General features: G+C 70.3%; 14 protein-coding genes. 6 read left to right on the top strand and 8 right to left on the bottom strand.

Translation table 11 applies throughout. The features are described from left to right. The first annotated feature begins 439 nt into the window (after positions 1-439). The 4 genes from pdxH to BUE43_RS31055 all read left to right on the top strand — a co-directional run bounded on the left by pdxH (position 440) and on the right by BUE43_RS31055 (position 5,380). A complete protein-coding gene (pdxH, locus tag BUE43_RS31070; RefSeq protein ID WP_073489914.1) occupies positions 440-1,093 on the top strand; it encodes a pyridoxamine 5'-phosphate oxidase in 654 nt (217 codons plus the stop codon). A gap of 150 nt (positions 1,094-1,243) precedes the next feature. Then, positions 1,244-2,554 carry an MFS transporter gene (locus BUE43_RS31065; RefSeq protein ID WP_407697147.1) on the top strand — a complete coding sequence of 437 codons (1,311 nt, stop codon included), beginning with the start codon at positions 1,244-1,246 and terminating at the stop codon, positions 2,552-2,554. A 463-nt stretch (positions 2,555-3,017) separates the two neighbouring features. After that, positions 3,018-4,394, top strand: a complete 1,377-nt coding sequence (locus BUE43_RS31060) for an APC family permease (protein WP_073489912.1) — start codon at positions 3,018-3,020, stop codon at positions 4,392-4,394. 68 nt (positions 4,395-4,462) lie between these two features. After that, positions 4,463-5,380, top strand: coding sequence for an aldose 1-epimerase family protein (locus BUE43_RS31055; RefSeq protein WP_073489911.1), 918 nt, complete (start codon positions 4,463-4,465; stop codon positions 5,378-5,380). A gap of 7 nt (positions 5,381-5,387) precedes the next feature. On the opposite strand, the gene BUE43_RS31050 is transcribed toward BUE43_RS31055, so the two are convergent. Continuing rightward, complete coding sequence (locus BUE43_RS31050; protein ID WP_234996019.1) at positions 5,388-6,263, bottom strand: CPBP family intramembrane glutamic endopeptidase; 876 nt, start codon at positions 6,261-6,263, stop codon at positions 5,388-5,390. 46 nt (positions 6,264-6,309) lie between these two features. Between BUE43_RS31050 and BUE43_RS31045 the strand changes: the two genes are divergently transcribed. Then, entirely contained in the window at positions 6,310-6,942 is a 633-nt protein-coding gene (locus tag BUE43_RS31045) for a TetR/AcrR family transcriptional regulator (RefSeq protein WP_073489910.1), read from the top strand. A 74-nt stretch (positions 6,943-7,016) separates the two neighbouring features. Next, positions 7,017-8,228: an amidohydrolase gene (locus BUE43_RS31040; RefSeq protein WP_073489909.1), complete on the top strand. Its 1,212-nt coding sequence runs from the start codon at positions 7,017-7,019 to the stop codon at positions 8,226-8,228. A gap of 51 nt (positions 8,229-8,279) precedes the next feature. On the opposite strand, the gene BUE43_RS31035 is transcribed toward BUE43_RS31040, so the two are convergent. The 7 genes from BUE43_RS31035 to BUE43_RS31005 all read right to left on the bottom strand — a co-directional run bounded on the left by BUE43_RS31035 (position 8,280) and on the right by BUE43_RS31005 (position 12,508). Continuing rightward, positions 8,280-9,593, bottom strand: a complete 1,314-nt coding sequence (locus tag BUE43_RS31035) for a PPE domain-containing protein (protein WP_073489908.1) — start codon at positions 9,591-9,593, stop codon at positions 8,280-8,282. Between the two features lie 27 nt (positions 9,594-9,620). After that, entirely contained in the window at positions 9,621-10,199 is a 579-nt protein-coding gene (locus BUE43_RS31030) for a DUF3558 domain-containing protein (protein ID WP_073489907.1), read from the bottom strand. 17 nt (positions 10,200-10,216) lie between these two features. Further along, complete coding sequence (locus BUE43_RS31025) at positions 10,217-10,804, bottom strand: DUF3558 domain-containing protein (RefSeq protein WP_073489906.1); 588 nt, start codon at positions 10,802-10,804, stop codon at positions 10,217-10,219. Positions 10,805-10,807: 3 nt separating this feature from the next. Then, positions 10,808-11,206 (bottom strand): hypothetical protein, encoded by a 399-nt coding sequence (locus BUE43_RS31020; RefSeq protein WP_073489905.1) that lies wholly within the window; start codon positions 11,204-11,206, stop codon positions 10,808-10,810. A gap of 107 nt (positions 11,207-11,313) precedes the next feature. Continuing rightward, positions 11,314-12,090, bottom strand: coding sequence for an ESX secretion-associated protein EspG (locus BUE43_RS31015; protein ID WP_073489904.1), 777 nt, complete (start codon positions 12,088-12,090; stop codon positions 11,314-11,316). 53 nt (positions 12,091-12,143) lie between these two features. Next, a complete protein-coding gene (locus BUE43_RS31010) occupies positions 12,144-12,329 on the bottom strand; it encodes a DUF397 domain-containing protein (RefSeq protein ID WP_073489903.1) in 186 nt (61 codons plus the stop codon). Next, entirely contained in the window at positions 12,326-12,508 is a 183-nt protein-coding gene (locus tag BUE43_RS31005; RefSeq protein ID WP_073489902.1) for a DUF397 domain-containing protein, read from the bottom strand. Before BUE43_RS31005 ends, BUE43_RS31010 begins: the two co-directional genes overlap by 4 nt. Position 12,509: the final 1 nt, after the last annotated feature.

Genomic DNA, 12,509 nt, shown 5'->3' with positions numbered 1-12,509 from the left:
GGTGATCATGCGCCTGAGGTCGCACGAGCGGGACAAGTCCTCTTCCCCGTGGCGGCAAACCTCGCGAGGTACGGCCCGCGCGCGGTCGCGACAGAGGCGCGTCTTGCGGGACCCCGGACCCGCGGAGGCCGCCAGTTGGGAGTGGCGGCCGCTCGTCCCGCGGGCGCGGGACGCTCGCGGGGCGATGGCCGTGGTGCCCGTGCCAGGTCCGCCTACGCCGTCCCGGGCCATTCCATCGGGTGATCTGTCTCGCTTCCGATGTTCCTTCTGAACCGATTGCTGAACCGATACGGCACCTCGAATTCCGTGTGACGCTTGAGCCATCACCACTCGGGCGGTTCCGGCGGGCCGGTTCCACCCCGTACGGTCCGTCGACACGGTGTGTGGTCGACCGATCCCGCGCCGGATCGGGCCGCGAGGTGTCGGGGAGGGAGTTCCAATGCCGGAAGGGAACATCGCGTTGCCGGCGATGCGGGTGTCCTACGAGGCGGGCTCGCTCGACGAGTCCTCGCTCGCGTCGACCTGGCACGAGCAGCTCCAGCGCTGGCTGGACGAGGCCGTCGGGGCCGGGCTGGCCGAGCCGAACGCGATGGTGCTGGCCACCGCCGACCCGCAGGGCCGGCCGTCGTCGCGGACCGTGCTCTGCAAGGGCCTCGACGAGCGCGGCGTCGTGTTCTTCACCAACTACACCTCGCAGAAGAGCCACGACCTGCGGGCCACCCGCTACGCCTCGGCCACCTTCCCGTGGTTCGGGATGCAGCGGCAGGTGAGTGTGCGGGGGCCGGTGGAGAAGGTCGACCCGGCCGAGACGACCGCCTACTGGGAGGGCCGCCCGCGCGGCTCGCAGATCGGGGCGTGGGCCTCGCCGCAGTCGCGGGTCGTCGCCGACCGGCACGCCCTGGAGGCCGCGCTGTCCGCGGTCGAGCGCCGGTTCGCCGACGCGGAGAAGGTGCCGGTGCCCCCGCACTGGGGCGGCTGGCGCATCCGGCCCGAGGTGGTCGAGTTCTGGCAGGGCCGGCGGGACCGGATGCACGACCGGCTGCGGTTCCGGGCCGTCGCCGACGGATGGCGGGTCGAGCGCCTGGCTCCGTGAGCCATTCCGAACACGATTTCTGATCTCGTTTTGTCGACATGACGTCCGAAATAGGGCGTCATGTCGACAAAGATCCGCATGGGCGTTTGTCGTGTGTGAGTCCTGTCAAATGCGGTGACCAGCGGCGGTGACGCTCCTTAGGCTGTTCTGGTGACTGGGCGGGGCGTCGACGAGCAGGTGGATTCCGAATCAGCCGAGACGCCCCGGCGGCGTCGCGGTCTGGCCTCCCGGGTCGTGATCGACACCCGCCCGCTCCGGTACGCGGCGTTCCGCCGGCTGTGGCTGTCCGGCATCGTCACCATCCTGGGCAGCCAGCTCACCACCGTCGCGGTGCCCAAGCAGATCTACGACCTCACCGGCTCCTCCGGGTACGTCGGCCTGGCCAGCCTGTTCGGGCTCGTGCCGCTGGTCGTGTTCGGCCTGTGGGGCGGGGCCGTCGCCGACGCGGTCGACCGCCGCAAGCTCATGCTCGTCACCAGCGTCGGCATCGCGCTGACCTCGGTGCTGCTGTGGGCCCAGGCCGCGGTGGGCAACAGCTCGGTGTGGGTGATCTTCGGGTTGCTGGCCCTGCAACAGGCGTTCGCCGCGGTGAACATGCCCGCCCGCAGCGCCTCGGTGCCCCGGCTCGTGCCCGCCGAGATGCTGCCGGCGGCGAACGCCCTGAGCTCCACGGTCATGCAGCTCGGCGCGGTGGTCGGCCCGCTGCTGGCCGGCGTGCTGATCCCGGTGCTCGGGCTCCCGGTGCTCTACCTGCTCGACGCGGTGGCGCTGAGCGCGGTGCTGTGGGCCGTGCTGCGGATGCCGCCGCTCCCGCCGCTCGGCGAGACGCCGAGCCGGGCCGGGCTGCGCGACGTGCTCGCCGGCTTCCGGTACCTCGCCACGCAGGGCGTGCTGCTGGCCTCGTTCCTCGCCGACATCATCGCGATGGTGTTCGGCAGCCCCCGGGCGCTGTTCCCGGAGATGGCGCAGAGCCTCTTCGGCGACCCGCCGGGCGGTGGCAGCGCCCTGGGCTGGCTGTACGGCGCGATCCCGCTGGGCGCGCTCGCGTTCGGCCTGGTCTCCGGCTGGGTGTCGCGCATCAGCCGGCACGGCGTCGGCCTGACCGCCGCCGTCTGCGCCTGGGGCCTGGCCATGGTCGGCTTCGGCCTCGCGCCGACGCTGCCGCTCGCCGTGCTCTGCCTCGCGATCGCCGGAGCCGCCGACTTCGTGAGCATGGTCTTCCGCGGCTCGATGCTCCAGGAGGCGGCGACCGACGAGATGCGCGGCCGCATGCAGGGCGTGTTCATCGTCGTCGTGGCCGGCGGCCCCCGCCTCGCGGACGTCCTGCACGGCGCGGCCGGCGCGGCCGTCGGCCCCTCCGTGGCGTCGGCCGGCGGCGGCGTGCTGGTCATCGTCTTCATGCTGCTCTCCGCAGCCTGCCTCCCCGCCTTCGTCCGCTACCGCGCCGCCACGGCCGACTGACCACCCCCGCACCGACCCGGGTCTGCCGGGGCCGAGGTTCGGAACCCCGAGCGCGTGCGCACACCCCGGGAGGTTCCGAACCTCCACCCCGCGGTGTCGGCCCCGCCTCCGGCTCCGACCCATCGATCTTGTCGCCCCTGTCGCGGATCCTCCCTGCTCGTGCAGGGCAGCGCTGGGCCTTCAAGCCCAGCGAGGATCGCAACCCCTGCGCAGCCCGCTCATAAACGATTTTCAGGCAGCAGCTCTGATGCTTCAGGGAGCGGGAAGCGCGGCTGGATGGTGGAGGGGTGCTGGGTCGGTTGGGTGTTGACCGGGGCCGGCGGAGTGGTGAGGGGGTAGTGGGCCGAGTGGGTGAAGGAGGTCGCGGGGAGGTCTTCGGGTGCTGTACGTGCGGTAACGACTGGTGACCTTGGGTAGGGGTGGGCTGTTGCCCGGGTTGTGTGACCGGGCACACTCCTCTGCCATGGCGAGCGAGACGACGGCGTCGGGGGCGACGCCGGGTCCGGCCGCGCAGCCCGAGCTGAAGCGCGCGATCGGACCCAAGCTGCTGCTGTTCTTCGTGATCGGCGACATCCTCGGCACCGGGATCTACGCCCTCACCGGGACGGTGGCCGGCAAGGTGGGCGGCGCCCTGTGGGTGCCGTTCCTGCTGGCCTTCGTGGTGGCGTTCCTGACCGCCTTCAGTTATCTGGAGCTGGTCGGCAAGTACCCGAGAGCGGCTGGCGCGGCGCTGTACACGAACCGGGCGTTCGGCATCCCGTTCCTGACGTTCATGGTCGCGTTCGCGGTGATGAGCTCGGGCCTGACCTCCGCGTCCTCGGCGGCGCAGGCGTTCAGCGGCACCTACCTGCAGCAGTTCGTCTCGGTGCCGGCCTGGGTGATCGCGATCGGGTTCATCGTGCTGCTCGCGCTGGTGAACTACCGGGGCGTCGGCGAGTCGGTGAAGGCCAACGTGGTGCTCACCTGCGTGGAGCTGACCGGCCTGCTGATCGTGATCGCGGTTGGCTTCCTGGCGCTGACGCAGGGCAAGGGCGATCCCGGCCGGCTGGTCGAGTTCAACACGCAGGGCCAGACGACGCTGTTCGCGATCACCTCGGCCACCTCGCTGGCGTTCTTCGCGATGGTCGGGTTCGAGGACTCGGTGAACATGGCCGAGGAGTGCCAGGACCCGGTGCGGATCTTCCCCCGTTCGATGCTCGTCGGCATGGGCGTCGCGGGGTTGATCTACCTGTTGGTGGCGTTGACGTCCTCGCTGTTGGTGCCGGTGGACGAGCTCAAGGGCGCGGGCGGCGGGGCGTTGCTCAAGGTCGTGCAGACCGGGGCGGAGCACTTCCCGCTCAAGCTCTTCGCGTTCATCGGCCTGTTCGCGGTCAGCAACTCCGCGCTGATCAACATGCTGATGGCCAGCCGGCTGGTCTACGGCATGGCCAACGAGCGGATCATCCCGAGGCAGTTCGGCCGGGTGCACCCGTTGCGGCGCACGCCGTGGGTGTCGATCCTGTTCACCAGCGCGATCGCCGTCGTTCTGGTGTCCACTGTGGACCTGGCGCTGCTCGGCGGCACCACGTCGTTGCTGCTGCTGGCCGTCTTCACCATCGTCAACATCGCGGTGCTCGTGCTGCGCAGGGAGAAGGTGGAGCACCGGCACTTCCGGACGCCGACGGCGGTGCCGATCCTCGGCGCGGTCACCTGCGCCTACCTGGCCAGCCCGCTGTCGGGCCGGCCGGGGAAGGAGTACCTGATCGCCGGGGTGCTGTTGTTGGTCGGCCTCGCGTTGTGGGGTGTGAACCACCTGTTCCTCCGCCGCGGCCGCACCAGGGCCGGGGCCCTGGCGGAGTGACCTGACCAGGTGGGTGGCGCCCCGGTCGTCCCGAGCGCCACCCACCGAGGCGATCTACGCTCGGGCACGTGCTCGTCAGCGGGGAGCAGTTCGAGATCCGACGCGGCAACGCCCGCGCCGTCGTCACCGAGGTCGGTGCGACGCTGCGGGTGTTCGAGGTGGGCGGAACGCCGTACCTGGAGACGTTCGACGCCGACGGGCCGCCGCCCAGCGGGGCGGGCGCGGTGCTGATGCCCTGGCCCAACCGGGTCGCCGACGGCCGCTGGACCTTCGACGGCGAGCCCCAGCAGCTCGCGCTCAGCGAACCCGCGCGGCACAACGCCATCCACGGGCTGACGCGCCACGCCTCGTGGCTGCTCGCCGACCGCGCCGAGGACGCCGTGCACCTGACCACCCGGGTCAACGTGCAGCCGGGCTGGCCGGTCCCGCTGCGGGTCTCGGTCCGCTACGCCCTCACCGACCAGGGGCTGGAGGTCACGCACTCGGTGACCAACCTCGGGCGGCGCGCGGTGCCGTTCGGGATCGGCGCGCACCCCTACCCTCGCGCTGGCCACGCGGAGACCGACGACTGCGTGCTGGTGCTTTCCGCCGACACCGTGCTGCCGGTCGATGTGCGCCTGCTGCCCAGCGGCCCCGCCCGGCCCGTGGGCGGCACCGAGCAGGACTTCCGCGCTCCGGGGCAGCCCCTTCGACGGCTGAGGCTGGACACGGCGTTCGGGGGCTGCGCCCCGGAGCCCGACGATCCCGAGCAGCTCGTGCGGCACGCGTTGCACGTGCCCGACGGCACGGGGGTGGAGCTGTGGGCCGAGCCGGTCTTCCGCTGGGTGCAGGTCTACGTCGCCAACCACTTCCCCGGCCGGGGGCGGGCCATCGCGATCGAGCCGATGACCTGCCCGCCGGACGCGTTGAACTCCGGGGTGGACCTGCTGCGGGTCGAGCCCGACGAGACGGTGGCCGCGCGCTGGGGCCTGCGTCCGCTGCCCTGACCCCGCCTCACAGCAGGGAGATCAGGAGGGGCAGCGCGTTGGTCGCGCCGTGGACGGTGAGGAGCGGCCACATCTCGCGGTACCTGCTCCACAGGTAACCGAGGAACAGGCCCTGGACGCCCTGGTTGACCACGACCGACGCGAGGTCGACGCCCAGAGGGCCGGTGCCCTGGATGCCGATGTGCCAGACCGCCCAGAACAGCGACGCCAGGACGATGGCCGGCCAGCGGCCGAGCAGGAACTCCCACCGGGTCTGGAGCCACCGCCGGTAGAAGACCTCCTCCAGGAGGGCGTTGAGGGCGAACCCCAGCACGAGGACGGCGACCAGCACGGCCGGGCCGAGCGCGGCGGCGTCGGCGCTCACCGGCACGGCCAGCGGGGTCGCGTAGCTGATGAGCAACCAGGCGAGAACGGGGATGGCCGGCGCGAAGCGCTGCCAGGACTGGGGTTTGGGGAAGTCGGGCTTCCAGGCACGTCGACGGCGTGACACCCAGAACAACACGGCGGGAACGCCGAGCAGAAGCAGCAGCTTCAGCGCCGTGTGCGCGGGTTCACCGCCGCCCAGCAGCCGCAGGCCCACGGCGAAGAGCGCGGCCGCTGCCAGGAGGACCACTGCCTGGACGCGGAGCCCGCGTCCAGGTGCCTTCTCGGGGGAGGGTCGCTCGTGGAGAGGCACGAGCCGGACCAGCGCGATGCCGACGAGTGCGGGCACCCACCGGAACCACATGGGGATGGTGCCCTGGTGATCAGCCGTGTAGCGGACTCCGGTGCCGCCGGTGAGGAGCAGTGCCAGGGCCGAGCCGGCGTACACCGCCAGCCCCACGCCGAGGACGACGCGCCCTGGCCACCGCCGTCGGGGAACCGTCGAAGTCTTTGACCGCACGTTTGTACGGTAACCGAGACCGAACAAGCGTGCTACAACTGGGGGCATGCCGAAGCTCGTCGACCACGACCAGCGGCGCGCGGAACTCGCCCGCGTGGTGTGGGAGGTCATCGGCAGGGACGGGATCGAGGCGGCCACCGTGCGGCGGATCGCCGAGGAGGCCGGTCTCTCGATCGGTGGTCTGCGGCACTACTTCGACAGTCAGCGCGGTCTGCTCCGCTTCGCGGCGGAGGCGGTGGGGCGCAGTGTCGGCGCCCGCGTCACGGAGCTCCTCCGGGCGGACCTCTCCGGCGTGGACCGGGCGCGGGCGCTCCTCGCGGAGATGCTGCCGCTGGACGCGGACCGGCGCGTCGAGGCCGACGTGTGGTTGGCCTGCCTGGTCCGCGCCCGCACCGACGCGTCGATGGGCGACCTGCGAGGCATCGCCTGGGCCGGCGAGCGCCACATCTGCCGGCTCGCGGTCGCGTTCCGCTGCGACGCCCGCCCGCCGGAGGTCGTCGGCGACGAGCTCCAGGACCCGTCGCTGGAGCGGCAGGCCCGCCGGCTCCACGTGTTCCTCGACGGGCTGACCCTGCAGGCGGCCACCTACCCGGGCGAGCTGTCGACGGGGGAGGCGCTCGACCTGCTCGGCGCGGAGCTGGACCTCATCGCCGAGCTCGTGGCTGCTCCAGCCGACTGAAGCCACCGAGGGCGACGGAGAAGTATCGCCAGAACCGTTGTCCATCCCCCATCCGGTCATTAGCGTTGCTAACCATGCGACTTGCGATCACTGGTGGTTACGTCGTCCCGGTCGACGGGGAGCCGATCGAGGGCGGCACGGTGCTGGTCGAGGACGGGCGGATCGCCGCCGTCGGGCCGGCCGACGAGGTGGCGGTCCCGGCCGACGCCGAGGTGGTGGACGCCGCCGGGCAGTGGGTGCTGCCCGGGTTCGTGGAGGCCCACGGCCACGTCGGCGTCTGCGAGGAGGGCGAGGGCTGGGCCGGCGAGGACACCAACGAGATGACTGACCCGGTCGGCGCCCGGCTGCGGGCGCTCGACGGCATCAACCCGGCCGACGTCGGCTTCGTCGACGCGCTGGCCGGCGGCGTCACGACCGTGGTGGTCAAGCCCGGCTCGGGCAACCCCATCGGCGGTCGCACCGTCGCCGTGAAGTGCTGGGGCCGCACGGTCGACGACATGCTGATCCGCGAGACCAGCGTGAAGAGCGCCCTCGGCGAGAACCCGAAGCGCGTCTACGGCAACAAGGACAAGACGCCCTCCACCCGGCTCGGCGTGGCCGCGATCATCCGCGACGCGCTGACCAAGGCCGAGGACTACCGGGCCAGGCGCGACCACGCCCGCGCCGAGAACAAGCCGTTCGACCGCGACACCACGATGGAGACGCTGACCAGCGTGCTCGACGGCGAGTTGCCGTGGTGCCAGCACTCGCACCGCGCCGACGACATCGCCACCGCGATCCGGCTCTCCGAGGAGTTCGGCTACCGGCTGATCCTCAACCACGGCACCGAGGCCCACCTGCTGGCCGACCTCATCGCCGAGAAGCGCATCCCGGTCATCACCGGGCCGCTGATCGTCGGCCGGTCCAAGGTCGAGGTCCGGCAGCGCACCTTCCGCAACCCGGGCATCCTCGACCGGGCCGGCGTGAAGATGGCGCTGACCACCGACCACCCGGTGGTGCCGATCAACTTCCTGGTGCACCAGGCGACCTTCGCCGTGAAGGACGGCCTGGACCGCACCTCGGCGCTGCGGGCCATCACCCGGAACCCGGCCGAGATCATGGGCCTCGACGACCGGGTGGGCGCCCTGCGCCCGGGCCTGGACGCCGACGTCGTGCTGTGGTCCGGCGACCCGCTCGACGTGATGAGCCGCGCGATGCGCGTCTTCGTCTCCGGCCGCGAGGTGTACCACTTCGACACCGAGCGCGGCGAGGGCGTGGTGGTCAACCCCTTCTACCGCGAGGGCTGACCACCGCGGGCTGGCCTTGTGCGTGGCGCGACGCACAAGGCCAGCCGTTCGCTATCCGCCGATGACGGGCGGGGGGACCTTGCGGCCGTCGCCCCAGTGCTCGTCCGTCGGCTGGACGTACTTGTTCTCGTGCTCCGCGTCCTCGCCGCCCTGACCCGAGCGTCCGCCGGCCATCCCCGGCGCTCCGGCCGTTCCGGGCGCCCCGGGGCGACCCGGCGCGCTCGCGCCCTGCGGACCGAAACCCGCCGGGCCCTGCCCCGGCATCCCCGCGCCGGCGAAGCCGCCCCGACCCAGGGGGCCGCCGCCCTGCCCTGGTCCACCAGGACCGCCGCCCACTCCACCGGGACGGCCACCCGCGAAACCACCGCTCGCCGACCCGCCGCCCGGGAACCCACCGCGCGGGCCGAACCCGCCGGGGCCGGGACGAGGACCGGGGAACGGACCTGGGCCGAAGCCGGGAGGCGGACCGCCCACGGGCGCGGGCCCACCCGGAGGAAACACGGGCGGAGGCGGCGGGGGAGTCGGACCAGGCGCCGGGATGATCGACTGCTTGTTGACCAGAGCGGGATCGTCTCCCGGCAGGGGCCGGGCGCGCGGCGGGTCGACGTTCGTGTTCCCACCACCGGGCGGGCGAGAATTGTCCTGGAAATGGTTCTGCTCGAAGGGCCTGGGCTCGACGGGCCTTTCGGAGCCGAAAGGACGCGCGTCGACCGGCCGATAGGCGTTGTCGTCGCCGGTCCGCCCCCGGTGGTCGCTCGTCTGCGGATAGTCGATCCGGTTGTTGTGCGACGACGTCGTCTGGTCGCCAGCCTCAACCGTCACCTTCGGCGCGGCCGGGTACGACGCGAGATTCGTCGTCGTGCTCTCGGTGCTGTCCGTGTACCGCGTGTACAGGGCGCGGGCGGCGTCAGAGCTCTGCTGCGCCGCCTCCTCCTGCTTCTCCGCGTCGGTCTTGTCGCCCCACAGGTGATTCCAGCCGCGAGAGAAAACGTTGTCGGTGGCCGTGACCTTCACCGGAGCCGGCATGCTGTCCCGCACTGCCGTGAAGTGGTTGGTCTGGTCGGACACCACCTGCGCCATCGACTCCGACACGCTCTTGGCGTCGCGCACGAACTGCGCCATGGGCGACAGGCCGCTCGTGAACGCCTCCGCCGCCTGCCCCTGCCAGATCGGGCTGACCTTCTTCATCGTCTCGGTGATGAGCTGGTCAACCTCGTTGAACCTGGCACCCACCCGCTCGCGCCACGCGGCGGCGGCGTTGGACATCCCCCCGGTACCCGCCCCGCCGTGCAGTTCGTCGTAGATCCTCTGATGGTCGAAGGCCGCGCGGGGAGTTCCCGGCACCTTCCTGTCGAACGGCCACATGGGCCCACCCCCTCGGTCGTGCTCGAATCAGCTTGCTGCCGGCAGGTTGGACAACACCATCCCGGCGACCTTCTCGGCGAAAGCACACCGGTCCTTGTACTCCGGCTTCACGTCCCGAAGCACGGTCAAGCTGATGGAAAGAGCCTGCGTGTCCGAAGCGCCGATCCAAAGACCGCAGGACATGCTTTCTTTCCCGGACCGCAGTCCGGGATGGCCATTAACTGTGGTGGCTTCGGAGTTGTTACGCCGGTTGGCGTAGGCGATGGCTAGCCCCTTGCCCTGTGTGGTGTCCGGCGCAAGGTGGACATTGAGGTTGTCGTTGCGCCAAGTGCAGGTACCCTCCCCCCAGGGGGATTTATCGGGCCGAGGTTGACTGGCGCCGAGTTCCTGGAGTTGTTGAGGGCTAAGGAGCTGGCATGCGTCGGCGATGGCCTTGAGGTTCTTCGGCTTGGTGACCTTGGGTACGACGTCGACGGCTGCCGTCGTGCTGGCCGCCACGCTGCTTTGGGGAGGCGAAGACGTGGGGGCTTGTCCCGAGGTGGTGCTGGTGCAGCCCACCACTCCTTGGGCGATCAGTGCCGTGGAGATGATCAATAGTCCGCGCATTTGACGCCTCACCCTGGTCAGCTTCCCGGGGGGAGGTTGGTCAGGACCATGCCGGCGATCTTCTCGGCGAATGCGCACCGGTCCTTGTACTCGGGCTTGACATCCCGGAGGATCGTGACTGCGGTCAAGAATGCCTGAGTATCAGAGACGCCGACATAAACACCGCAGCTCATGCCGTCCTTGTCGGCTTGCAGGCCAGGGTGCCCACTGACAGTAGTTTCTGTGGAGCCTGGCTTGCGATTGGAATAAGCGGCGCTCAGCCCGCGTCCTTGGGAAGTGTCCGGCGACAGTCGCAAATAGAGGTTGTCGTTGCGCCAAGCGCAGTTGGCCTCTCCCCAAAGGGATTTGTCGGGTCGCGGCCCGCTGGCTCCGAGTTCTTGCAGTTGTTGAGGTGTGAGGAGTTGGCAGGCGTCGCTGATGGCCTTGAGGTTCTTCGGACTGGTTACCTTCGGCGCGCTGCTGTTGGTTGACGTGGGTGCAGCGCCAGTTTGATTTGGAGAGGCTGGGGCAGTGGAGGCTTGCCCTGGCATGCTGCTGGTGCAGCCGGCCAAAGCCAGTAGGGCCGTGCAGGCGGCGGCTGTGGCGAGTCGTCGTGCGTGGATCACATGTCACATCCGGGAGTCGTCGTCGGCCTGCTGGTAGGTCTTGGTGAGGGCATCGATCTGGTCGATGATGTCCTGAAGTCGCCGCGTTCCGTCGTCGACGGCCTTGAGAAGAGTGCCGTCAGGACCGTCGACTTGGCGGGCGAAACGTTCGACCGCCCGCCTGCTGACCTCATCGTTTCCCGGTGCCGGAATGCCCAGAAGCTCAAACGCATCCGATCGGAGGGCGATGAGCTTGTCCTGGGCCTGTTGGAGGCCCTGGCGGAGGACTGGGAGTTGGTCGGGGTCGACGGAGAACGAGGCTTGGTGGACGCCGCCGGCGCCGTCGTTCACCCAGGTGTGGATCGTGGACAGCGGGTTCAGCAGGCGTGACAGGTCGCCGGAGCCCGGGTCGTTGGCGGGCATGTGTGTTCGCTCCTCCCCTGGCGAGCACTGTGTGACGTCGCGTGTTTCCTCATCGTGACACGCGATCATTCGCTCTCAGACCAAGAACGAGAGAGGACGATCTCGCACTACGTCATTCGGGCGGTCTCGTCCAGCAACTCCCGGACCACCCTGACGAGCAGCGCGTGATCGGCCGGAGCGATCACCAGGTAACCGCCCCGGCGGTACAGGGCGCTCCGGCCCTCGGCGGAGTCGATGACCCGGGTGGACTGAGTGCTCCGGTGGCGTCGGCCGAGGTGATCACGCGCTGCGGCACCGAACTTCCCGTAGAGCCGGCGCTCCCCGCCCAGGAGCCGAACCGCGGTGCGTGCGTCGTCGGAGGAGATGCCCCTGGACCGCAGGCCGGCGAGGACCGCGCTGTCGGAGGCGTTCTCGCCGGCCTCGGCCACGGCGGCGTCGAAGTCGGCCTCGGGGAGGCTGATCACCGGTCCGGAAGCGCGGGGAACGGCTGGCAACACGCCGATCAGGGCGTCGATCGCCGAGTACGCGGGGATGCTCTCCACCCGGACGTAGTCGTTCTGAAGGATGGCGCGGGCGGCGAAGTCCCCACGCGCGGCGACACAGGCGCGGACCTCGGTCCCGGGCGCCGGCGCGAACCGGAGATCCACCTCGGTCGATCCGGCGGTGAAGACCTCCAGGATGGCGCGCAGTTCCTCGTCGAGGACGCTGCCGGTGCGGATGAGGCCCCGCGCCCGCAGGCGGTCCTCGGCCTCGTCCAGCGCGCGCTCCGGGTCAGCGGGCGTCGAGCCGTGGTTTCGCCAGGTGAACAAAGTCGGTAGCTCCGGCAGGTTCGACACCTGCCACGCCACGCCCAGCTCCACGTAATCCATCTCCAGAACGGCCACGAACGAGCGCTCCCCTCTCTGTGGACTTTTGCTGACGTGCGTTTGCCGGGTTCTCAGTCGTTCCTGACTCGCTTGACGAAGGCCGCCCACGCCTTCCGCTCGAAGCTCAACGCCGGGCCACTCCGGTCTTTCGAGTCACGTACCCCGACGGCCTCGTCAGTGATCCGTACCTCGACACAGTTGTTGCTCGCTGCGGCGCTGTGGCTGCTCTTGTACCAGCCTTTGTTGCGCACGATCATTTCTCCTTGAAGCGCTGGAGGAAAGACGACCAAGCGTGATGGCTGAAGTTCAGGGTGGCTCCGCTGCGGTTCTTGGAGTCACGGACTGCGACCGTGTTGTCCGTGATGCGGACTTCCACGCAAGAGTTGTTCGCGGCAGTGCTGCGGCTGCTCTTGTACCAGCCGGTATCACGCTGCATG

The organism is Streptoalloteichus hindustanus (genome assembly GCF_900129375.1).
GTDB classification, from domain to species: Bacteria; Actinomycetota; Actinomycetes; order Mycobacteriales; family Pseudonocardiaceae; genus Streptoalloteichus; species Streptoalloteichus hindustanus.
The sequence above is the reverse complement of the archived record's forward strand: the minus strand, read 5'-3'. Positions and strand labels throughout refer to the sequence as shown.